At 74.2% G+C, this 21,133-nt stretch carries 20 protein-coding genes; 12 read left to right on the forward strand and 8 right to left on the reverse strand.

All coding sequences use genetic code 11. The features are described from left to right. The gene (locus ABD665_RS00160; RefSeq protein ID WP_204912785.1) at positions 1-1,518 is read left to right on the forward strand and encodes a hypothetical protein; all 1,518 of its coding nucleotides are present in this window, start codon (positions 1-3) and stop codon (positions 1,516-1,518) included. Positions 1,519-1,530: 12 nt separating this feature from the next. Here the strand turns inward: ABD665_RS00160 and ABD665_RS00165 are convergent, their stop codons facing one another. Next, positions 1,531-1,737: an Rv0909 family putative TA system antitoxin gene (locus ABD665_RS00165; RefSeq protein ID WP_204912784.1), complete on the reverse strand. Its 207-nt coding sequence runs from the start codon at positions 1,735-1,737 to the stop codon at positions 1,531-1,533. Positions 1,738-1,779: 42 nt separating this feature from the next. Between ABD665_RS00165 and miaA the strand changes: the two genes are divergently transcribed. Both miaA and dapF read left to right on the forward strand, forming a co-directional pair. Then, positions 1,780-2,727, forward strand: coding sequence for a tRNA (adenosine(37)-N6)-dimethylallyltransferase MiaA (gene miaA, locus ABD665_RS00170; protein ID WP_344740611.1), 948 nt, complete (start codon positions 1,780-1,782; stop codon positions 2,725-2,727). Between the two features lie 38 nt (positions 2,728-2,765). Beyond that, positions 2,766-3,590, forward strand: coding sequence for a diaminopimelate epimerase (dapF, locus tag ABD665_RS00175; RefSeq protein WP_204912783.1), 825 nt, complete (start codon positions 2,766-2,768; stop codon positions 3,588-3,590). A 36-nt stretch (positions 3,591-3,626) separates the two neighbouring features. On the opposite strand, the gene ABD665_RS00180 is transcribed toward dapF, so the two are convergent. Continuing rightward, positions 3,627-3,803 carry a hypothetical protein gene (locus ABD665_RS00180; protein WP_204912782.1) on the reverse strand — a complete coding sequence of 59 codons (177 nt, stop codon included), beginning with the start codon at positions 3,801-3,803 and terminating at the stop codon, positions 3,627-3,629. A 218-nt stretch (positions 3,804-4,021) separates the two neighbouring features. On the opposite strand from ABD665_RS00180, the gene hflX reads away from it, so the two are divergent. Both hflX and ABD665_RS00190 read left to right on the forward strand, forming a co-directional pair. Further along, the gene (gene hflX / locus ABD665_RS00185; RefSeq protein ID WP_204912781.1) at positions 4,022-5,539 is read left to right on the forward strand and encodes a GTPase HflX; all 1,518 of its coding nucleotides are present in this window, start codon (positions 4,022-4,024) and stop codon (positions 5,537-5,539) included. A gap of 67 nt (positions 5,540-5,606) precedes the next feature. Further along, positions 5,607-7,619, forward strand: a complete 2,013-nt coding sequence (locus tag ABD665_RS00190) for an ATP-dependent DNA helicase (RefSeq protein ID WP_344740616.1) — start codon at positions 5,607-5,609, stop codon at positions 7,617-7,619. A gap of 40 nt (positions 7,620-7,659) precedes the next feature. Here ABD665_RS00190 and lexA read toward each other — a convergent pair whose 3' ends face one another. Continuing rightward, positions 7,660-8,496 (reverse strand): transcriptional repressor LexA, encoded by an 837-nt coding sequence (gene lexA, locus ABD665_RS00195; protein WP_204912780.1) that lies wholly within the window; start codon positions 8,494-8,496, stop codon positions 7,660-7,662. Between the two features lie 359 nt (positions 8,497-8,855). Between lexA and ABD665_RS00200 the strand changes: the two genes are divergently transcribed. Continuing rightward, complete coding sequence (locus tag ABD665_RS00200) at positions 8,856-9,242, forward strand: hypothetical protein (RefSeq protein WP_204912779.1); 387 nt, start codon at positions 8,856-8,858, stop codon at positions 9,240-9,242. Positions 9,243-9,267: 25 nt separating this feature from the next. On the opposite strand, the gene ABD665_RS00205 is transcribed toward ABD665_RS00200, so the two are convergent. Continuing rightward, a complete protein-coding gene (locus ABD665_RS00205) occupies positions 9,268-9,807 on the reverse strand; it encodes an RDD family protein (protein WP_204912778.1) in 540 nt (179 codons plus the stop codon). A 453-nt stretch (positions 9,808-10,260) separates the two neighbouring features. Here ABD665_RS00205 and ABD665_RS00210 point away from each other — a divergent pair, with 453 nt between their 5' ends. From ABD665_RS00210 to ABD665_RS00235, 6 genes are all read left to right on the forward strand, one after another. Next, complete coding sequence (locus ABD665_RS00210) at positions 10,261-10,692, forward strand: DUF2752 domain-containing protein (protein ID WP_204912777.1); 432 nt, start codon at positions 10,261-10,263, stop codon at positions 10,690-10,692. Positions 10,693-11,120: 428 nt separating this feature from the next. Continuing rightward, on the forward strand, positions 11,121-11,690 hold the full coding sequence (gene nrdR, locus ABD665_RS00215; protein WP_204912776.1) for a transcriptional regulator NrdR: 570 nt from the start codon (positions 11,121-11,123) through the stop codon (positions 11,688-11,690). A gap of 222 nt (positions 11,691-11,912) precedes the next feature. Next, positions 11,913-14,804, forward strand: coding sequence for a vitamin B12-dependent ribonucleotide reductase (locus tag ABD665_RS00220; protein WP_204912775.1), 2,892 nt, complete (start codon positions 11,913-11,915; stop codon positions 14,802-14,804). Positions 14,805-15,006: 202 nt separating this feature from the next. Continuing rightward, entirely contained in the window at positions 15,007-15,528 is a 522-nt protein-coding gene (locus ABD665_RS00225) for a SigE family RNA polymerase sigma factor (RefSeq protein WP_204912774.1), read from the forward strand. Continuing rightward, a complete protein-coding gene (locus tag ABD665_RS00230) occupies positions 15,521-16,276 on the forward strand; it encodes a hypothetical protein (RefSeq protein WP_204912773.1) in 756 nt (251 codons plus the stop codon). The genes ABD665_RS00225 and ABD665_RS00230 overlap by 8 nt, the downstream gene beginning before the upstream one ends. A gap of 83 nt (positions 16,277-16,359) precedes the next feature. Further along, positions 16,360-17,490 carry a serine hydrolase gene (locus ABD665_RS00235; protein ID WP_204912772.1) on the forward strand — a complete coding sequence of 377 codons (1,131 nt, stop codon included), beginning with the start codon at positions 16,360-16,362 and terminating at the stop codon, positions 17,488-17,490. 25 nt (positions 17,491-17,515) lie between these two features. On the opposite strand, the gene ABD665_RS00240 is transcribed toward ABD665_RS00235, so the two are convergent. From ABD665_RS00240 to ABD665_RS00255, 4 genes are all read right to left on the reverse strand, one after another. Further along, positions 17,516-17,947: a MarR family winged helix-turn-helix transcriptional regulator gene (locus ABD665_RS00240; RefSeq protein ID WP_344740624.1), complete on the reverse strand. Its 432-nt coding sequence runs from the start codon at positions 17,945-17,947 to the stop codon at positions 17,516-17,518. Positions 17,948-17,966: 19 nt separating this feature from the next. Continuing rightward, positions 17,967-18,569 (reverse strand): DJ-1/PfpI family protein, encoded by a 603-nt coding sequence (locus ABD665_RS00245; protein ID WP_344740626.1) that lies wholly within the window; start codon positions 18,567-18,569, stop codon positions 17,967-17,969. Between the two features lie 70 nt (positions 18,570-18,639). Beyond that, positions 18,640-19,638, reverse strand: coding sequence for a molybdopterin-dependent oxidoreductase (locus ABD665_RS00250; RefSeq protein ID WP_204912771.1), 999 nt, complete (start codon positions 19,636-19,638; stop codon positions 18,640-18,642). A gap of 49 nt (positions 19,639-19,687) precedes the next feature. Then, positions 19,688-20,956, reverse strand: a complete 1,269-nt coding sequence (locus ABD665_RS00255; protein ID WP_204912770.1) for a PrsW family glutamic-type intramembrane protease — start codon at positions 20,954-20,956, stop codon at positions 19,688-19,690. Positions 20,957-21,133 lie beyond the last annotated feature (177 nt).

Below are 21,133 nucleotides of genomic sequence, written 5' to 3' on the forward strand. Positions count from 1 at the left end.
ATGCCTGACGACTGGAGCTGGTTCTGGGCCGGCGAGAACGGCCGCGACAACCTCCTGCGCGACGAGCTCGAGGGGCTGCAGCGCTCCGCCTCGGCCTCCGCGTCGCAGTCCGCCCGGCTGAGCAGCCAGCTCCGGACCCTGCAGGGCTCGATCGAGTCGCGCCTGCAGGCCCTCTCGACCGCCTTCGACGCCTACGTCGAGCTGGGCGACGTGCGCGAGCAGCTGGCCGCGTACGCGGGTACGGCCGCCGTCCGGCGCGAGGTGGTGGCCGCGCTTGAGGCGCTCCAGCAGGGCCGGACGCCGGACGTGGTCGACGCGGGGGACACCGGCTACTGGCTGGCCGACGCGGCGAACGAGGTGGTGGGCCTCGCTGGCGGCGGTGCCTCCACGTCCGGTCCGCCCACGGCCGGGCCCGAGCACGAGACGTTCGTGGTCGCGGCGCTCGGGTGGCTGGGCCGGGGTGAGCGTGTCGCGGCCCGCGTCCCGCCGCTGCTCGTGTCCGACGGCGCGCTCGCGGCGCCCCAGGTGGTGCTGTGGGACGCGGTGGTGCACGGCGTCTACGGCGACGTGCTCGGGGACGCCCGGCCGCCGGACCTGGACGGGTCCGCCGAGGGCTGGGAGGCGTTCGCCGCCGGTTCGGTCGACGTCGCCGGCCCGGTGGCGACCCTGCGGCGGGTCCAGCAGCTCCTCGACCCGGGGTGGGTACCGCCCTCGGCGTCCGACGCGTCCGCCCCGGACGACCGTCCGGCGCTGCGCACCCTGGTCGACGCGCTCGTCGGCGCGGGCCTGGGCGACGAGCGGGCCCTGCTCGAGCGCGCCCGGGTGCTGCGCGCCCGGATCGAGGACCCGGGGGCGGCCGAGCCCGACCCGCGGGCCGAGCCGCCCCGCACGGGGACGTCGGACCTGGTCCGGCGGGCCCTGCTCGACCCGGGCACGAGCCCCGCGGCGCGTCGCGTCCTCACGGACTGGGCGCGTCCCGGTCTCGAGGCCGCGGCGGCCGGTGTCGCGGCGCGGGTGGCGGCCGAGCGCCCGGGCCCGACGGTCGCGCGCACGCCCCTCGGCGACGTGGAGGTCGGGACGGACGGCGCCGACCGCGCCCGGCTCGCGCAGCTCGACGCCCTCGCCGTGCAGCAGCGCACCACCCCGCGGGCCCGGCTCCTGGTCCCCGGCGTCGGGGCGGGGCTGGCGCTGGTGCTCGGCCTGGTCCTGCTGGCCACCGACGTCGCGGCGTTGGGCGTGCTCCTGCTCGTGCTGGCGGTCGTGGCGGCCGGTCTGCTGGTGCGCGAACTGCTGCGGGCCCGGAACCGGCGGACCGAGCTGGCCGAGGTGCGCCGCCTGACCCGTGAGCGGGTCGAGCAGGCCCGGGCCGCGGCGGTCACCGCGGAGGCGGAGAGGACCAGCACCGCGGCGCAGGTGGCGGAGCTGGCGCGTGCCGTCCAGGGGACGGGATCGTTACACGGGACGGCATCGGCGGGCGGGACGGCCGTGGTCGACCGGGCGGGGAGCAGCCTGCGCTGACCCTCGCGGACGTCAGCGGGGCTGGCCGGGCTCCGACGCGTCGCCACCGCGGGCGAGGTCGCCCAGCTTGTCCTTGGCGAGGTCCGCGCCGCGCTCGATGTGCGAGCCGTGCTTGCCGCCGGTGCGCTTGTCGGCCTCGCCGGCGAGGCGGTCGACCACGGGGTCGATCTTGTCCGCGTGCTGCTGCAGCGCCTCACGTGCCTTGTCGAAGATGCCCATGCGTGAAGGGTAGGTGGTGCGGCGCACGGGCAGACTGGCCGCGTGACGATCGTGCTCGTGGGCCCCACGGCGTCCGGCAAGTCCGGGCTCGCCGTCGCGCTGGCGCAGGCGTACGGCGCGCGGGGGCAGCGGGCCGAGGTGGTCAACGCCGACTCGATGCTCGTCTACCGGGGGATGGACGTCGGGACGGCCAAGCCCACGGAACGCGAGCGCGCGGGCGTCGTGCACCACCTCGTCGACGTGCTCGACGTGACGCAGACGGCGACCGTCGCCCAGTTCCAGGGCATGGCCCGCGCGGCGGTCGCCGACTGCCTGGCCCGCGGCGTCGTGCCGATCCTCGTCGGCGGCTCGGCCCTCTACGTCCGCGCGGTGTTGGACGCCTTCGAGTTCCCCGGGACCGACCCGGAGCTGCGGGCCCGGCTCGAGGCCGAGCTCGAGGCTCTGGGGCCGGAGGCCCTGCACGCCCGGCTGGCGGCCCGCGACCCCGCGGCCGCCGCCCGGATCGAGCCCGGGAACGGCCGCCGGGTCGTCCGCGCGCTGGAGGTCGGCGAGCTGACCGGTCAGCCGTACGCGGCCGAGCTCCCGGAACGGCGCTACGCCCTGCCGGACGTCGTGCAGGTGGGGCTGGACGTCCCCCGCGACGTCCTGGACGTGCGGATCCGGCGGCGCGTCGACGCGATGTGGGAGGCCGGCCTCGTCGCGGAGGTCCGGCTGCTCGAGCAGGCCGGGCTGCGTGACGGCCTGACCGCCTCGCGGGCGCTCGGCTACCGGCAGGTGCTGCAGCACCTCGACGGCGAGCTCGACGAGGCGGCGGCCCGGGAGGCGACGGTGGTCGGGACGCGCAAGTTCGCGCGGCGGCAGGACTCGTGGTTCCGCAAGGACGAGCGGATCACCTGGCTGGACCACGACCGGCCGGACCTCGTCGAGGCGACGCTCGTCGTCACCGGCCCGGAGGGTCGCGGCCGCGTGGGGTCGAGCCCGGCGGACTGAGGTCGGGCACCCCGTACGCGGGGTGGGATCATCGACGCGTGCGGCGGTGGCGGTTCAGCAAGGGGCACGGGACGCAGAACGACTTCGTCGTGCTGCTCGACCGGGAGAACGTCCTCGCGCCGTCCGACGACGACGTGCGCTGGCTGTGCGACCGCCGGGCCGGCATCGGGGGCGACGGGCTGCTGCGGGTGGTGCTGGCGCGTCACGTCCCCGAGTGGGACGGCGACCCCGGGCTGTGGTTCATGGACTACCGCAACGCCGACGGGTCGATCGCGCAGATGTGCGGCAACGGCGTCCGGGTCTTCGTGCGCTACCTGCTCGACGAGGGCCTGGCCACCGGGCCGGACGTGGACGTGGCCACCCGGGCCGGGCTCAAGCCGGCGTCGGTGCTGCCGGACGGACGGATCCGCGTGGGCATGGGTGCGGTCACGGTCGGCACGGGCACCGTGCGCGTCACGACGGCCGACGGTTCCGCGTACGACGCGACGCCCGTCGACGTGGGCAACCCGCACGCCGTGGCCTTCGGGACCGGCGTCGGTGCACTGGACCTGACCCGCGCCCCCGTGTGGGAGCCGGCCGAGGCGTTCCCGGAGGGCGTGAACCTCGAGTTCGTCGAGCAGGTCGGCGAGCGCCACGTGGCGATGCGCGTGTTCGAGCGCGGCGTGGGGGAGACCCGTTCCTGCGGGACGGGCACGGTGGCCGTGGCCGCCGCCAGCCAGGCCCGCGCGGGGAACGGGGACGGGACCTGGACGGTCGACGTCCCGGGCGGCCGCGTCGAGGTCGAGCTCGCCGACGGGAACGCCCACCTGACCGGCCCCGCCGTGCTGGTCGCGCACGGCGAGGTCAGCCTCCCGAACGCCTGAGGCTCGCGCCCCGAGGCGCCCTCCGGCGGGCTCGGGTCAGCGGGCGTCGCGGTAGCGCAGCGACGGGTGGTGCGGGTCGAAGGCGAGCGCGCGGCGGACCCGGTCGACCAGACCCGGGAGCTCGTCGCGGTAGACGACGACGACGGCGGTGACGGGGATGCCGAGGCAGACGAGGCCGAGGGCGCTCATGACGATGAGGACGAAGGTGTTCACGACAGGTGTCTCTTCCGGTGGAGGTCGGATTCCGACAACGTTGTCAGCCACCAGCGTAGCGAGAGCGGCCCGCCGTGCCGAATCGACACGACGGCGTACGAGGGCGGGCCGGTGCTCCCCAGGCGCGTTCCGGACGGCGGCCACGGGGAAGGAGCCCTGTGGACGACGGTCAATCGGGGTGCCTCCGCTTGGCCCCGCATGAGACTCTGGGGAGCACGATGAGTTTGCCTCGAACCGAATCCCACGGGCTCGACGACGACGCCCGGACCGACGACGAGCTGGTGGTCGAGACCGTCCGGCGCACGCGTACGCCCGCACCCCCCGAGACCGACGGCGCCGACGGCGACCAGCTCGACCTCGCCGACCGTCAGTCGCTCCGCCGCATCAGCGGCATGTCGACCGAGCTCGCCGACATCTCCGAGGTCGAGTACCGCCAGCTGCTGCTCGAGCGCGTCGTCCTCGTCAGCGTCTGGACGACCGGCAGCCAGGTCGACATCGACAACTCGCTGGCCGAGCTCAAGCTGCTGGCGGAGACCGCGGGCTCCCAGGTCCTGGAGGGCCTCGTCCAGCGGCGCCAGGTCCCCGACCCCGCCACGTACATCGGCTCCGGCAAGGTCGCCGAGCTGCGGGACGTCGTCGTCGCCACGGGCGCCGACACCGTCATCTGCGACGGCGAGCTGAGCCCCGCCCAGCTCCGCAACCTGGAGGACCGCGTCAAGGTCAAGGTCATCGACCGGACCGCGCTGATCCTCGACATCTTCGCCCAGCACGCCAAGAGCGCCGAGGGCAAGGCCCAGGTCGAGCTGGCCCAGCTGAACTACCTCAAGCAGCGGCTGCGCGGCTGGGGTGGCAACCTCTCGCGCCAGGCCGGTGGCCGGGCCGCGGGCGGTGCGGGCATCGGTGGTCGCGGACCGGGTGAGACCAAGCTCGAGACCGACCGGCGCCGCATCAACAGCCGCATCGCCAAGCTGCGGAGCGCGCTGCGCGAGATGGACGGGACCCGCGAGACCAAGCGGGCCGAGCGTCGGCGCCACCAGGTGCCGTCCGTCGCCATCGTCGGTTACACGAACGCCGGCAAGTCCAGCCTCCTGAACCGGCTCACCGGCGCGGGCGTCCTGGTCGAGGACGCGGTGTTCGCCACGCTCGACCCGACCACGCGTCGTTCGGCCACGCCGGACGGGCGGGTGTTCACGCTCACGGACACCGTCGGGTTCGTCCGGCACCTGCCGCACGACCTGGTCGAGGCCTTCGCGTCGACGCTCGAGGAGTCGGCGCAGGCCGACCTCCTCGTGCACGTCGTCGACGGCTCCGACCCCGACCCCGAGGGCCAGATCCGGGCGGTGCACGACGTGCTGTCCGAGATCGGCGCCGGCAAGGTCTCCGAGCTGATCGTGATCAACAAGGCCGACCTCGCCACGCCCGACGCGATCGCCAACCTCCGCTCCCGTCATCGCGACGCGGTCGTGGTCTCCGCTCGCACGGGTGAGGGCATCGACGACCTGCGACGCACGGTCGAGGGCCGGCTGCCGCGGCCCGAGGTCGAGGTCCGGGCCCTGATCCCGTACGAGCGCGGCGACCTGCTCGACCGGGTCCACCAGGCGGGCGAGCTGCTGACGACCGAGCACACCGGCGACGGCACGCTGGTCGTGGCGCGTGTCAACGCGGACCTCGCCGGCGAGCTGGCGGCCTTCGACCGGGGGAGCGAGAGCCTCGACCCGACCGTCCGCGGTGGCTGAGCGGACCCTCACGGCACCGTCGGCGACGGCTGCGGGTCCGGACGCGCCCGTTGCCGGTCACCGTCGCGTGCTGGACGACGCGGTCGCCGGCATCGGCGGGGCGGACCGGCCGGGCCAGCACGCGATGGCCGACGCCGTCGCGCAGGCGTTCGAGGACGGGCGCCACCTGCTCGTGCAGGCCGGCACCGGCACGGGCAAGTCGCTCGGCTACCTCGCCCCGTCCCTCGTCTGGCTGACCCAGAACCCCGGGAAGCGGATCGTCGTGGCGACCGCGACGCTCGCCCTGCAGGCCCAGCTCGCGCACGCCGACATCCCGACCGCGCTCGACGCCGTCGAGCACGTGACGGGCAAGCGGCCGGAGTTCTCCGTGCTCAAGGGCCGCAGCAACTACGCGTGCCTGCTCCGGGTCCGCGACGGCGGCACGTCCGACCAGGGCACGCTCATCTCCGCCGGCGACCTGGCCGCGACCGCGCGGACGAGCGCCACGGCCGAGTCGGCCCTGGGCACCGAGGTGCTGGCCCTGCGCGAGTGGGCGGAGGACCAGGCGTCGACGGGCGGGGTCGCGGACCGCGACGACGCGCCCGCGCACAGCGACCGCGCCTGGCAGCAGGTGTCCGTCCCGGTGCGCGAGTGCCTGGGGGCCCAGCGCTGCCCGTACGGCGAGTCCTGCCTCGTCGAGCTGTCCCGCGACCGCGCCCGGTCCGCGAGCCTCGTCGTCACCAACCACGCGCTGCTGGCGATCGACGCGATGCACGGCGGCACGGCGCTCCCCGAGCACCACGCCGTGGTCGTGGACGAGGCGCACGAGCTCGTCGCACGCGTGACCGGCGCCGCGTCCGGCGAGCTGAGCCCGCAGCAGGTGGACCGGGTCGGCAAGCGCGCGGTCACCTTCCTGACCGACGAGACCGCCCTCGACCTGCTCGAGTCCGCCGACGAGCTGCGCACCGCGCTCGACGAGTCGCCGCTGGAGCGGGTCGAGGACCCGTCGTCGGCGTTCGTCGCGGCGGCCCAGCGCGTCCGCGCGGCCGCCCGTGCCGCCGTGTCGGGGCTGACCACCGGCGCCGAGAAGGCGAGCCCGGAGCAGCGGCAGGCCGCCGCGGCCGTCAGCGAGGTGCTCGACGTCGCCGAGCGGATGGCGGCGCTGTCCGTCTACGACGTCGTGTGGGTGACCGAGCGCGAGCGGTCCGGGCGCGAGGCGCGGGTCGCCCCGCTCTCCGTGGCCGGCCTGATGCGCTCGGCCGTGTTCGGCGACCGGACCGTGGTCCTCACCTCGGCCACGCTCAAGCTGGGCGACGACTTCGGGCCGAGCGCCAGCAGCCTCGGCCTCCGGGCGCGCGACCGCGACGACGCCCCCGAGGCGTACGTCGGACCGAGCGCGGACGATCCGTCCGCCGACGACGCGGTGGTGCCGTGGCGCGGCCTCGACGTCGGCTCGCCCTTCGACTACCGCCACCAGGCGATCCGCTACGTGGCTCGGACGCTGCCGACCCCCGGGCGCGACGGCATGTCCAAGGAGGTCCTCGACGAGATCGCCGAGCTCGTGTGGGCTGCCGGCGGCCGGACGCTCGGGCTCTTCTCGTCCCGTCGGGCCGCGGAGGCGGCGGCCGTGCACGTACGCCGCCAGCTGCCCAAGCTGACCGTCCTGTGCCAGGGCGACGCCCAGCTCTCGGAGCTGACCCGCCGCTTCAGCGCGGAGGAGACGACGAGCCTCTTCGGCACGCTCTCGCTGTGGCAGGGCGTCGACGTGCCCGGCGCGACCTGCCAGCTCGTGATCATCGACCGGATCCCGTTCCCGAGGCCGGACGAGCCGCTCACCCTCGCGCGGCAGAAGGCCGTGGCCGACGCCGGGGGGAACGGCTTCATGAGCGTGGCGGCGACGCACGCCGCGCTGCTCCTCGCCCAGGGTTCGGGTCGCCTCGTCCGCAGGAGCAGCGACCGCGGCGTGGTCGCGGTGCTCGACCCGCGGCTGGTGACGGCCCGCTACGGCTCGTTCCTGCGGGCGTCCATGCCGGACATGTGGGAGACCACCGACCGCGAGACCGCGGTGGGCGCGCTGCGTCGGCTGGCGGAGCGCGACTAGCGCGCCGCTCGACGGCGGCGCGCCCGCGCGAGCAGACCGCTCAGAGGCGGCGGAGGACCGCGACGACCTTGCCCAGGATCGTGGCGTGGTTGCCGTCGATCGGGCTGTAGGCCGGGTTGTGGGGGAGCAGCCACACGTGGCCGGGCTCCCGCTTGAACGTCTTGACCGTGGCCTCGTTGTCCAGCAGGGCGGCCACGATGTCGCCGTTGTCCGCGTTCGGCTGCTGGCGCACGACCACCCAGTCCCCGTCGCAGATGGCGGCGTCGATCATCGAGTCGCCGCGGACCTCGAGGGTGAACATCGTGCCCTCGCCGACGAGCTGGCGGGGCAGGGCGAAGACGTCCTCCACGCGCTCCTCGGCGAGGATCGGCCCGCCGGCCGCGATACGGCCGAGGACGGGCACGTGCACGGGCTCGGGGTAGGCGTTGACGCCGGAGTCGTCCATCTCGACGAGCCGCGGGCGGCTGCTCGGGAGCGACGGCGCGGCCGGGGCTGATGCGGCGGCACGCCGGTCCTCGCCGGGCAGCAGCACCTCGAGCGCGCGCGGCCGGTTGGGGTCGCGGCGCAGGAAGCCCTTCTGCTCCAGCGCGCGCAGCTGGTGGGAGACGCTCGACGAGCTGGCCAGGCCGACCGCCTCACCCATCTCGCGGATGCTGGGCGGGTAGCCCCGGGACTCGACCGTGTCGCGGATGACCTCGAGGATCCGACGCTGGCGCGGGGTGAGGCCCGTGCTGTCGGCGGGCCCGTCCGGCAGCGAGCTGACCGACGCGGACTCGCCGAGCTGCGCCGCGACCTCGGCCTTGGTGGGCCGCCCTCGGCGTCGGCCGGGACGCTCAGGTGCGGAGAGCGGGGTGTCAGGCGTGTCGTCGTGAGCCATGAACGGCACTTTAGGGATGACGTCGAACACATTCAAACACCTGTTCGAGCGTGTCGCGGCCGGATGTGCAACGGCCGCCCAATCGGGCCGGCCTGGAGCCCCGCAGTCTGTGCACTGGCGGGAGGCCGATCGACCGGCGTTCCACTTCTGACGTGCGCGCCCGACGACACCTGGTGCGCGCCCGCCGGACCCGCGCCCGACGGATTTTGTCAGACCCCTCTGGTGTGCTCTGGGACATGACGTCGTCGAACACCGATTCGAATGTGCTTGCGCTCGAGCCTGCGGTGCGATACACATCGAACACGCGTTCGATCGAACCTACGTTCGACCGGACGCCCGACCCGCTGAGGAGCATCACGATGAGTGTCGCATTCGCCGAGCCCGTCCTGGACCGACCGAGCACCGAGGTGCGGGTGGGTCGCCCGGGCCCTGCGCCCACGCGGACGACCCCCCGGCGCCCCGGTCCGGGAGTCGGCCCCACCGCACGCCCGCGCCGGGTGCGCTTCACGGCGCCGGCCGTCGCCGGACGTCGACCGGGCCCCCGGGCGTGCGAGGGCGTCGCGGCGGCACCGGTCGCCCGCACGTGGCACCTCACCGAGCGCGGCCTGGCCGTCGTGCTGGTCGTCGCGGCCGCGCTGGTGGCCGCGAGCATCGCGGTCGTGGGGCTGACCGCGCTCCGCGTGACGAGCGAGGGCTACAGCCCGAGCCACAGCTCGGCGTCGGCTCCCGTCCTCGTCCAGCCCTGACGCCCGCCGGCTGCCGGCCGGCGGTTCAGGTCCGGCGCTCGTGCGGAGCAAGCGGCGGCACCGGCGTCCGCACCACGACGGTCTGCGCGATCTTGTCCGCGAGCGTCTGGTGCTCGTCGTCCCAGAGGGGCCAGAGGTAGCCGACGTACGCGGCGCCGTCCAGCACGTGGAGCAGGTCGCGGACGAAGGCGTCGAGCGGCCCGATCGGCCGCCCCGACGCCCGGCCCACGAGCCACGTCTTCATGATGCGCTTGCCGATGGTCTGGCCGGTGCGGCCGGCGAGGAAGTAGCGGTTCCAGACCGCGAGCCCGAAGGCGCCGAGGTAGAGCACCGTGCCGACGACGAGCAGGCCGTAGCGGGGCGGCACGGTCAGGTCACCGCGGAAGAAGCCGAGGTAGGTCGGCAGGTAGGCGACGGCGAGCACCGTCGCGGCCACCCAGCCCGGGACGGCGTCGATCGCGGCGCCCGCCACTCGGCGTCCCCAGGAGGCGTAGTCGCGGCGCAGGGGGACCGGCCAGCCACCGGCGAAGGTCCCCGGGGGCACGTGACCCCACGGCTGGACCATCGGTGGCGTCTGGGACCACGACCCGTACGCCGGCGGCTGCGGACCCGCGGGGGACCAGCCCGAGCCGGGTGGGGGCCAGGGAGCGGGAGCTCCGGCGGGAGCGAGCCCCTGGTGCGGTGCGGAGGCCGCCGGGGACAGCGGGGCGGCGGCACCCGGCGTGCCGGCCGGCCGCGGTGGGACGGGGCGCCCGTCCGGCCGGCCCTCCGTGGGGGCGGGGTGCCGACGCACCGGGCCGTAGAAGGGTCCGGCGGACGTGGGGGAGCCCGATGACGACGACGGCCCGGCCGACGTGGGGCGACGGTCCGCGGCGTCCCCACCCGAGAGCGGTCGGTCGGGCGGCTGGTCGCTCACGCTGCTCCTCGGTGCCGTTGCGGCCGGTCCGGTCGGCCGGCCCGTCGCCCACGTTAGGGCGAGCCGGGTCCGCGCGGCCCCAGGTCGCGGCAGAATGGCGGCGTGGCGCACCTCGAGGTCGACCGCGGTGCCCGGGTCGGGTTCCGCGCCACGAGCGCGCTCCGGCCGCTCACCGGCTTCTTCGCGCTCGGCCTCGGGCTGAGCGCCCTCTACGCGACCACGGGGGTCGGGGTCAGCTGCCCGTTCCGGGTCGTCACCGGCTGGGACTGCCCGCTGTGCGGCGGTACCCGGATGGGCAGCGCGCTGCTGCACGGCGACGTCGCTGCGGCCTTCGCCTTCAACCCGGTCGCGCTGGTCGGGATCGCCGTGCTGGGCGTCCTCGGGGTGCTGTGGGTCGTCGAGGCCCTGGGCGGGCCCGTCGTCCGCCCGCCGGCCGGTCTGCGCACCCGTCTCGTCAGGACGACCCAGCGCCAGCGGCTCGCGGCCTTCTTCGTCGTCGCCATCGTCTACACGGTGCTGCGCAACCTGCTCTGAGCCTTGGCGCGCCGCGGTCCCCGTGGCGTCGCCCCGTCACCACCGCTCCCTCCCGCGCGCGCCCTCCGGCCCGGCGGTCGCTCGGTCGCGCCCACCGCGTGCGGGTCGGACCCCTCGCGTCGCGCCTTCCCCTCGCCCAGATCGCCGCCCGGCGAGCCGTCGCCGGCGTGTCCCGGGCGTGTCCCCGGCGTGTCACCGGCGCGTCGCGGCGTGTCCCCACGACACGCCGCGCCCGAAGTGTCAGTCCTCTTGCGCAGAATGGACCTCGGTCGTAGGGTCACTACATCTAGTGGTTACACCGCTGTAGTTCATCCACAACTTGTGGTCGGTTACCCACAGAAGTCCACAGCCTGATCCACACGTCCTCCCCAGGGTTGTCCCCAGGGAGGGCGCTGAGCAGGTCGCCAGCCGGTCGAGAGGAGCCCGTCGTGCACTGCCCGTACTGCCGCCACGGCGACTCCAAGGTCCTCGACTCGCGGACCGCCGAGGACGGCGGCAGCATCCGCCGTCGCCGTCAGTGCCCGGTGTGCGCGCGGCGCTTCACCACGGTCGAGCAGATGCAGCTCGTCGTGGTCAAGCGCAGCGGCGTCGTCGAGCCGTTCAGCCGCGACAAGGCGGTCTCCGGGGTCCGCAAGGCCTGCAAGGGCCGGCCGGTGACGGAGGAGCAGCTCGCCCGCCTCGGCCAGCTCGTCGAGGACTGCCTGCGGGCCTCCGGCCAGCCCGAGGTCCCCGCCGACGAGGTCGGCGTCGCGATCCTCGGCCCGTTGCGCGACCTCGACCAGGTGGCCTACCTCCGCTTCGCCAGCGTCTACCGCCAGTTCCGCTCGGTCGACGACTTCGAGGCCGAGATCGCGCTGCTGCGGGCCGAGGGCGAGCCAGCCGGCATCGAGCCGCTGATCCCGGTCCCGGTCGCCGACGCCAAGGTCGGCAGCTTCACCCCGCACCGCCTCACCCCGAGGCGCCGGCCCGCCGGCGACGGCGGCCGCCCACCGCCCTGAGGGGCGCCCCGACTCCGGGGCCGGGAGCGCGTCGCAGGGGAAGGCAGCGCGCACCCGGCTCCGGTACCACTCCCGCCGCGCACCGTCGTCACCCCCGGGGCGACCGTCGCAGCGGCGACGCAGCAGGACAAGAACGACCCGCAGGACGAGCACCACGGGGACTACCAACCCAGCGCAGACCGTTCTATACGAGCAGGGATGCACGTCAGGAGAGAAGGACACATGTCCGAGACCACGCGTTCGGCCAACGGCCGCGGCGACACCGTGAAGAACGCCGTGAAGAACGGCCGGAAGGGCGCCGGGCTCACGCTCAAGCGCGTCTTCAGCAGCGGGGTCCACCCGTACGACGAGGTCACCTGGGAGCGTCGCGACGTCGTCCAGACCAACTGGAAGACCGGCGAGACCGTCTTCGAGCAGCACGGCGTCGAGTTCCCCGACTTCTGGAGCGTCAACGCCTCCACGATCGTCACCACCAAGTACTTCCGAGGCGCGCTCGGCTCGCCGGTCCGCGAGCAGGGGCTCAAGCAGCTCATCGACCGCGTCGTGCACACCTACCGCCGCGCGGGCGAGGACTACGGCTACTTCGCGGACGTGGAGTCGGCCGAGGTCTTCGAGCACGAGCTGACCTGGCTGCTGCTGCACCAGCACTTCTCGTTCAACTCGCCGGTGTGGTTCAACGTGGGCACCAAGTCCCCGCAGCAGGTCAGCGCCTGCTTCATCCTGTCGGTCGACGACTCGATGGACTCGATCCTGAACTGGTACCGCGAAGAGGGCTTCATCTTCAAGGGCGGCTCGGGCGCGGGCCTCAACCTCTCGCGCATCCGCTCGAGCAAGGAGCTGCTGAGCTCGGGCGGCACCGCCTCGGGCCCGGTCTCCTTCATGCGCGGCGCGGACGCCAGCGCGGGCACGATCAAGTCGGGCGGGGCCACCCGCCGCGCGGCCAAGATGGTCGTCCTCGACGTCGACCACCCCGACATCGAGGAGTTCGTCGAGACGAAGGCGCGCGAGGAGGACAAGATCCGCGCGCTGCGCGACGCCGGCTTCGACATGGACCTGGGCGGCCGCGACATCACCTCGGTGCAGTACCAGAACGCGAACAACTCGGTCCGGGTCAACGACGAGTACATGCGTGCCGTCGAGCAGGGCACCGACTTCGGCCTCCGCGCCCGCTCGACCGGCGAGGTCATCGAGACGATCGACGCCCGCTCGCTCTGGGGCAAGATCGCCAAGGCCGCGTGGGAGTGCGCCGACCCGGGCATCCAGTACGACGACACGATCAACGACTGGCACACCACGCCGGAGTCGGGGCGCATCACCGCGTCGAACCCGTGCTCGGAGTACATGAGCCTGGACAACAGCTCCTGCAACCTGGCGAGCCTCAACCTGCTCAAGTTCCTGCGCGACGACGACACGTTCGACGCCGAGCGGTTCGAGCAGGCCGTCGAGATCATCATCACGGCGATGGACATCTCCATCTGCTTCGCCGACTTCCCGACCGAGTCGATCGGGCAGACGACCCGCGACTACCGCCAGCTCGGCATCGGCTACGCCAACCTCGGCGCGCTGCTCATGGCGACCGGCCACGGCTACGACTCCGACGGCGGCCGCGCCCTCGCCGGGGCGATCACCTCGCTGATGACCGGTGTCTCCTACCGCCGCTCGGCCGAGCTGGCCGGGATCGTCGGCCCGTACGCCGGCTTCGCCCGCAACGCCGACGCCCACCGTCGCGTGATGCGCAAGCACCAGGCCGCCAACGACGCGCTGCGCGACGTCGACGCCATGGGTGCCTCGATCCACGCCCGGGCCACCAAGGCCTGGGACGGCGTCATCAAGACCGGCGAGGCCAACGGGTTCCGCAACGCGCAGGCCTCCGTGCTCGCGCCGACCGGCACCATCGGCTTCATGATGGACTGCGACACGACCGGCATCGAGCCGGACTTCTCGCTGGTCAAGTTCAAGAAGCTCGTCGGCGGCGGGTCCATGCAGATCGTCAACCAGACGATCCCGCGTGCGCTGCGCAAGCTCGGCTACGCCGACGAGACCGTCGAGGCCATCGTCGAGCACATCGCCGAGAACGGGCACGTCGTCGGCGCTCCCGGGCTCAAGACGGAGCACTACGAGATCTTCGACACCGCCATGGGTCAGCGTTCGATCAAGCCCATGGGCCACGTCAAGATGATGGCCGCGGCCCAGCCGTTCCTGTCCGGCGCCATCTCCAAGACGGTCAACCTGCCGGAGAACGCGACGGTCGAGGAGATCGCCGACGTCTACCTGCAGGGCTGGAAGTACGGCCTCAAGGCGCTCGCGGTCTACCGCGACAACTGCAAGGTCGGGCAGCCCCTGAGCAGCGGCTCGTCCGCCAAGACGACCGAGGAGACGCCCGCCGCGGCGCCCGAGCCGGTCGTGGTGGAGAAGGTCGTCTACAAGCCCCAGCGCAAGCGGATGCCCAAGGCGCGCTCGAGCATCACCCGCTCGTTCTCCGTCGGTGGCGCCGAGGGCTACATGACCTCCGGCTCCTACCCCGACGACGGCCTGGGCGAGGTCTTCCTCAAGCTCGGCAAGCAGGGCTCGACCCTGTCCGGCGTGATGGACGCCTTCTCCATCGCGGTCTCGATCGGCCTGCAGTACGGGGTCCCGCTGGAGACGTTCGTGCAGAAGTTCACGAACCTGAAGTTCGAGCCGGCCGGCCTGACCGACGACACCGACATCCGGATGTCGCAGTCGATCATGGACTACATCTTCCGCCGCCTGGCGCTGGACTACCTGTCCTTCGACGACCGCGCGGAGCTCGGCATCTACACCGCGACCGAGCGCGCCCGCCAGGTGGAGACCGGGTCCTACCTGGCCGAGGAGGACGACGAGGAGATCGAGTCCGAGTCGCTGAAGAGCGACGCGGCCGACCACCTCGACACCGACGTGTCGCACGAGCTCCACGAGCCCGTCGCGGCGGCGAGGCCGGCCCCGGCGACGGCGCACACCACGTCGGAGCTGTTCGAGCGCCTCACCGGCACCAGCGTCGACGCCCCGCTCTGCCTCACCTGCGGGACCAAGATGCGCCCGAGCGGCAGCTGCTACGTCTGCGAGGGCTGCGGCTCCACCAGCGGCTGCAGCTGATCGTCCGCACGCGTCGCTGACGCACCGACCGTGACCGGCCCGACCTCCCCACCGGAGGCCGGGCCGGTCCCGTCTGTGCGGTCCTTCCACGCGGGCGCTGCCGCCCGAGCCGTTCGGGAAGGGCGTGCAACCGCCTCCGCTGCTCGCGCGTGTGAGTCGTAGCAGCAGCAGGAGCAGCGACGGACGGAGAGCGAGGGTGGCCGTGGCACCGGACCGCAGAGCCGAGTTCTCGGCCTTCTACGAGACCACCTGGTCACGGACGGTCGCGTGCGCGTACGCCGTCACCGGTGAGCTGGGCGCGGCCGAGGACATCGCCCAGGAGGCCTACACGCGGGCGTGGCCGCGGTGGACGGCGCTCACCGCCTACGACGACCCCGCCGCCTGGGTGCGGCAGGCGGCCACCCGCCTCGCGATCAGTCGCTGGCGCCGCAGCCGCGTGGCGCGGGCCTTCCTCAGCCGGAGCCGCGAACCCGAGCCCGACCGCGGGCCGGACCCGGACGCGGTGGCCCTGACGCGGGCGCTGGCCCGCCTGCCCGTGGAGCAGCGCCGCGCCATCGTCCTCCACCACCTGGGCGACCTGCCCGTACGCGAGGTGGCCCGGATCGAGGGCTGCCCGGAGGGAACGATCAAGGCCCGCCTCTCGCGCGGGCGCAGCGCGCTCGCCGGCCTCCTGGACGAAGGCAGCACCCGAACCACGGACGGACTGGAGGGCAGTCGTGCCTGATCACGACGACGGGACGGACACCGACGACCTGGACGCCAGGTTCGACGGGCTGGTCCGCGAGGTGGAGTCCGGGACGCGTCGGCCCGGCGCTCAGCACGCGATCGGTGCCGCCCGGGGACGGCGCGCCGGCCTCGCTGCCGCCGCTCTCGTCGTGGTGCTCGCGCTGGCTGGCGGCATCGGGGGCTGGACGCGGCAGGAGCAGCGGCTCGCGGTCCCCGTCGGCCCACCGAGCACGACCGCCTCCGCCCTGCCCCCGAGTCCGGATGCCGACAGCCAGGCGCCGACGCCGCAGCCGATGACCGTGGACGGCCTCAACCAGGCCGGCGCGGGCTGGGTCTCCTGGACGAGCGAGGACGACGCGAGCGCGACCGCGGCCCCGCGGTGCCTGACGCAGGCCACCCGACCCGTCATCGCGACCAGCAGCCGGTTCCTCGCGCGGACGTCGGCCGAGGGCTCCCTCGAGCGGCTGCGGTTCGCGTCGAGGGACGACGCGAACGCCGCCATGCTGGCCACGGTCCAGGCGTTCGACGCCTGCCCCGAGAGCATCGGGATCTCCAACCACGACATCACCGCGGACCTCGAGGTGGTGGCCTTCCCCTTCGGGAGGGGCGACCAGCGGGGAGCCGTGTGGCTGGTGGCCTTCGGCGACCGGATGGACGTGTTCCACGTCGTGGGGGTGCCGCCCGTCCCGGACGACGTCTCGGCCGAGGTGAGCCGCGTCCTCGCGGCCGACGTCCAGGTGCCCTGAGCCGGCCGGCTCGAGCGGCCGGCAGGGATGCCGCGACCACCGGAACCTGGACCTCCGGAGGACCACCTGGGAGGGTCGGGGACGTGACGAGCGCGTTGGCGGACCTGCTCGCCCGGCACGTCGGGGCCGGCACGGTGCCCGGCGCCGTGGGACTGCTCGGCGGCGTCGAGCCGGAGGTCGTCGCCGTGGGCGAGGCGGCCCTCGGGGGCCCGCCGCTGCGGGACGACGCGATCGTCCGGATCCAGTCGATGACCAAGGCCGTGACGGCGGTGGCGGCGCTGAGGCTGGTGGAGGCGGGCCTTCTCGGGCTCGACGTGAGCGTCGAGGAGTGGCTCCCCGAGCTCGCCGGCCGTCCGGTGCTCACCAGCCCGGGCGCGCCGCTGGACGACACGGTCCCGGTCGTCCGCCCGATCACCCTGCGGCACCTGCTCACCAACGCCTCGGGCTACGGGATGGTCGTCGAACCCTCCCCGCTCGCCGACGCGATGGCCGCGAACGGCACCGAGGCCGGTGCGCAGCCGTGGTCGCTCGGCGCCGACGCGTGGCTGGCCCGGCTGACCGAGCTGCCGCTGGCGTTCCAGCCGGGGGAGGGCTGGCGCTACCACCACTCCTTCGCCGTCCTCGGCGTCCTGCTCTCGCGGGTGACGGGCATCCCGCTGGCCGACCACCTCGCCCGGGACCTGTTCGACCCGCTGGGGATGGCCGACACGGGGCTCTGGGTCCCGCCGGAGAAGCTCGACCGGCTGCCCGCCGCCTACCGGCACGACGGCCACCGGTTCGTCGAGACCGAACCGGCGGGCGGTGGCCCGTACGCGGGTCCGCCCACGATCGACGTCAGCCACGGCGAGCTCGTGTCCACGGCCCGCGACTACCACCGCTTCCTCCGGGCCCTGGTCGCCGACGACGCCGCGGGCCCGCCGCTGCTGGAACCCGAGCACCGGCGACTGATGCTCAGCGACCAGGTGCCGGCCGCGCACAAGACGCCCGAGAGCTTCTTCCCCGGCTTCTGGGACGCGACAGGGTGGGGCTTCGGCGTTGCGGTGCAGCTCGAGGGCGAGCACGCGGGCCGGTTCGGCTGGTCCGGCGGGCAGGGCACCGACTTCTTCGTCGACCCGGACGGCACGGCGGGCGTCCTGCTCACCCAGGTGGAGCTGGGGGCGCACGTGTGGCCGTTGGTCGAGGAGTTCCAGGCGCTCCCGGCGCCACGCGCCTGAAACCGGTCGACGGAAGGGCCGTGGATCAGGGACCGCTGCGGTAGGCCTGCGACGCGGCGATGATCCGGCTCACTCCCTCGAGCGTCCGGCGGAGCTCGTCCTCGCCGACCGTGGCGCCGACGGCGTCCGCCCAGGCGTGCTGCGCGTCGGTCAGCCGGTCCACGCAGGCCCGACCCTCGTCCGTGGGCTCCAGGAGCTTGGCGCGCCGGTGGGCCGGGTTGTCCCGGAACCTCGCCCAGCCACGCTCGACCAGCAGGTCGGCCACCCGCTGCACGCTCTGCCGGGCCAGGCCGAGCCCGACCCGGCGGGCGATCTCCGCCACCGGCAGCGGTTCGTCCAGCGTGGCCCCGAGCACCTGCCACCAGGCGGGCGTCAGGCCGACCGGCCGGGTCATGGTCTCAGCCGCCGCCAGGAACTCGCCGTTGAGCTCGAAGGCTGGCAGCACCAGCTCGGTCAACGCGTCCCCGGCGGGCGTCCTACGCGGCACCGGTGGCCATCAGGTCGTCGAAGTAGCGACGCTTGCCGGTGGTGTAGAGACCGTGCCAGGCGTCCACGACGGCCGGTGGGAAGACGTCGAGCCGGCGGAACACGGCCGCCGCGAAGTCCACCGGCTTCGTGGCCCCGGCCGTGATCAGGTCGCGGTCCTCGACGACGGGGGCGTCGCGGTAGCGGTCGGCGCCGGCGTAACCGGTCGGCAGCAGGAAGTCGGGCGCGTTGCTCGTGTGGTCGCGCTCGTCCAGCAGCCCGACGCGGGCCAGACCGTAGGTGGCGCCGCAGATCGCCGCGACCGGGACCCCGCGGGCGAGCAGGCGCCGGGCGAGCGCGAGCGCCACGTCGTGGCCGGCGGCCCAGGTGTCGGCGCCGGGCAGCACCAGCAGGGCCGTCGCGTCCTCGTCCACCTCGTCGAGGCCGCCGTCGGTCATCAGCCGCAGCCGTCCCTTGGTGGTCACCGGGCCCGGCCCCTCGCCCAGCACCCGGAGCCGGTACGGGCCGCCCTCGACCCAGGCCAGCCCGGCCGTCAGGTAGCCGTACTCCCAGTCGGCCATCGTGTCCGTCGCGTACAGCACCACGTCCGCCACGACCTCACCCCCTTCACCTCATTGACAGGATGCTGTCAGTCTACGCCGATGACAGCACGCTGTCGAGAGGTCACTGCAGGGGGAAGGGGGACTGCGCCGCGGCCGGCACCGTGCTCAGCTCGACGGACGCGACCCACTTGACCCACCAGAAGCCGCGGTGGCCCGGCGCGACGAGGCGGACGGGGGCGCCCGTGCCGGTGGCGAGCAGCGTGCCCTCGACGCGGGTCGCGAGGAACAGCCGCGGCAGCGCGTCGAGGGGGAAGCGGCGGCGGTAGCCGGTCACGCTCGTCACGAGGACGCTGCGGGCCACGTCCAGGGCCTGGGCGGGGAGCAGGTCGGACAGCGCGACGCCGGTCCAGACGGCGTCGGCGTACCAGCCGGTCGTGCAGTCCAGTCGCGCCGACACCGGCCCCCCGCGGCGGTCGAGGTCGTCGACGGACAGGGGCGTGCCACCGACGTTCACGCGGTGGGTCGCCCCGTCCAGCACGGGCACCCGGTCGAGCAGCCAGGTGGTGGCCGGGATGTCCGCCGGGGCGATGGGGTGGGAGCCGGTCGAGGCCCGGGCGGCGTTCGTGCCGGAGAGCCGCCCGACGACGTCGACGGCGAGGAAGGTGACGCCGGCACCCGCACCGAAGGCCGCGGTCCGCAGCAACCGGCGCCGGCCGAGGTCGCTGACGCGCAGGAGCCGCGGGCGCCAGTGGCGCGACACGTGCTCGACCAGGAACGCGACGATCACGAACGCCGCCCCCACGTGGACCTGGATGGGGGTCAGCCCGCCGCCGCGCACGTCGGGCCCGGCCAGCACCTCGACGACGCCGGCGACCAGGCACACGACCACCACGGCCGCGAGACCGAGGGAGGCTGGGGTGAGGCGGGGGGCGCGCCGGGCGACCACGACCTTCCAGGGGGTCAGGACGACGAGGCCGAGCCCGAGCACCCCGTGGGCGACCGACGCGACCCGGGCGGACACGACGCCGGCGGTCGCGAACGCGACCCATCCGGTCGCGAAGCTCCCGACGAGGAGCAGCAGCAGGCCCAGGTTGGTCCGCCTCCCGGCGCGCCGGAGCACACGGGCAGCAGGACCTGGCCGGGCCGACGGACGAACCGCCGGTCCCGGCTCAGGACCAGCCGGCACCGGACGGACGCGTGCCGGCGCCCGGTCCGTACCACTCGGGCAGGCCCGGGGGCACCCAGCCCGGCGGGGCGGGCGGGGTCGGACCGCCGAGCGTCGGACGGGCGAGCTCGGGCGGGAGGATCACGTACGGGCGCAGGGCCGCGGCCCGGTCGAGGAGGGCGAGCATGCGGGCGTTCACGTCGCGGGGCGCCGTGCCGTCGACGAACCGGTTGTGGAGGAAGGCGATCTCGATCATCGTCTGCTGGAACGCGCGCATCGCGCGCGTCGCGTGCGGTCCGCCGTGCAGCCCGGCGTAGCGCCGGGCGGAGACGCGGTCGGACAGCCGGGCGACCCAGCGGACCTCTTCCGGCCGGGTCCACCCCATCTGCACCGTCTGCTGCAGCGCCGCCACGAGCATCCGCCCCTCGCGCGAGCGGGCCCAGATGGTGATCGAGATGATCACGATGAGCAGCGGCAGCATGACGACCGCGTACGCCAGGAGGAAGTTCCGGGTGCCGTAGACCGCGCTGCCGTTCCAGATGCCGTGCAGGACGACCGCCGTGAGGAAGCCGAGCACCGGCGCGGCGACGCGCTTGGCGGGGGAGCGGGAGGTCAGCCCGATGCCGAACCCGAGCCCGGTGGCCGAGGTGAACAGCGGGTGCGCGAACGGGCTCATCACGCCGCGCAGCACCACCGTCGCCGTCAGGCCGGCCGCGCCACCCTCCCGCAGCGCCGACAGGTAGTAGAGGATGTCCTCGACGAAGGCGAAGCCGACGCCGACGAGCGCGCCGTAGACGACGCCGTCGAGCAGCCCGTGGATCTGCTGGCGCCGCAGCAGCACGACGGCCACGAGGAACAGGCCCTTGCCGGTCTCCTCGACGACCGGCGCCACGATCGCGAACGAGGCGAACGACTCGTTCCCGGTCACGAGGGCGGCGGCGGACTCCACGACGAAGCTCAGGATGACGGCGACCACGCCGCCCCAGCCGAGCGCGGCCAGGCGGTAGCGCGTGGGCTCGGGCTCGTAGCGGTCGAGCCAGAAGATCACCAGCAGGATCAGCGGGAACGCCAGCGCCGCCAGGAACGTCACCAGCGCGAAGGGACCCGGCCCGGCCACGGCGACGAAGATGCCGGCGATGACGAGGGCGCCGAGCCCGAGGACGACGACCGTCACCCAGGTCAGCGCGGAGCGGCGGTGGTGCAGCAGGGCCGGCGGCACGACCATGCCGCCTCCCGGCTGGCGCCCCGCAGGCACGGGGACCCGACCGCTCATGTCTGCTCCTTCTCCCCGCGCACCGTCGGCGGGTGCGTCAGGAGCCACCCTAGGAAACTCCCGGCCCCGGCGCGGGCGCCGAGCCCATCGGGTGGACCACACGGGCGGACGACACGAGGGCGGTCCTCGCGGACGAGCCGGTCCGGGGTCCTTGCCGGGCGCCGGGTGTGCGCTAGG

Source organism: Microlunatus spumicola, from assembly GCF_039536445.1.
Classification (GTDB): Bacteria; Actinomycetota; Actinomycetes; order Propionibacteriales; family Propionibacteriaceae; genus Microlunatus; species Microlunatus spumicola.

Excerpts from the sequence above, each read along its gene's own strand:
- ABD665_RS00160 (WP_204912785.1), top strand. The coding sequence starts at position 1 with ATGCCTGACGACTGGAGCTGGTTCTGGGCCGGCGAGAACGGCCGCGAC.
- ABD665_RS00165 (WP_204912784.1), bottom strand. The coding sequence starts at position 1,737 with ATGGGCATCTTCGACAAGGCACGTGAGGCGCTGCAGCAGCACGCGGAC.
- hflX (WP_204912781.1), top strand. The coding sequence starts at position 4,022 with ATGAGTTTGCCTCGAACCGAATCCCACGGGCTCGACGACGACGCCCGG.
- lexA (WP_204912780.1), bottom strand. The coding sequence starts at position 8,496 with ATGGCTCACGACGACACGCCTGACACCCCGCTCTCCGCACCTGAGCGT.
- ABD665_RS00200 (WP_204912779.1), top strand. The coding sequence starts at position 8,856 with ATGAGTGTCGCATTCGCCGAGCCCGTCCTGGACCGACCGAGCACCGAG.
- ABD665_RS00205 (WP_204912778.1), bottom strand. The coding sequence starts at position 9,807 with ATGGTCCAGCCGTGGGGTCACGTGCCCCCGGGGACCTTCGCCGGTGGC.
- ABD665_RS00220 (WP_204912775.1), top strand. The coding sequence starts at position 11,913 with ATGTCCGAGACCACGCGTTCGGCCAACGGCCGCGGCGACACCGTGAAG.
- ABD665_RS00255 (WP_204912770.1), bottom strand. The coding sequence starts at position 20,956 with ATGAGCGGTCGGGTCCCCGTGCCTGCGGGGCGCCAGCCGGGAGGCGGC.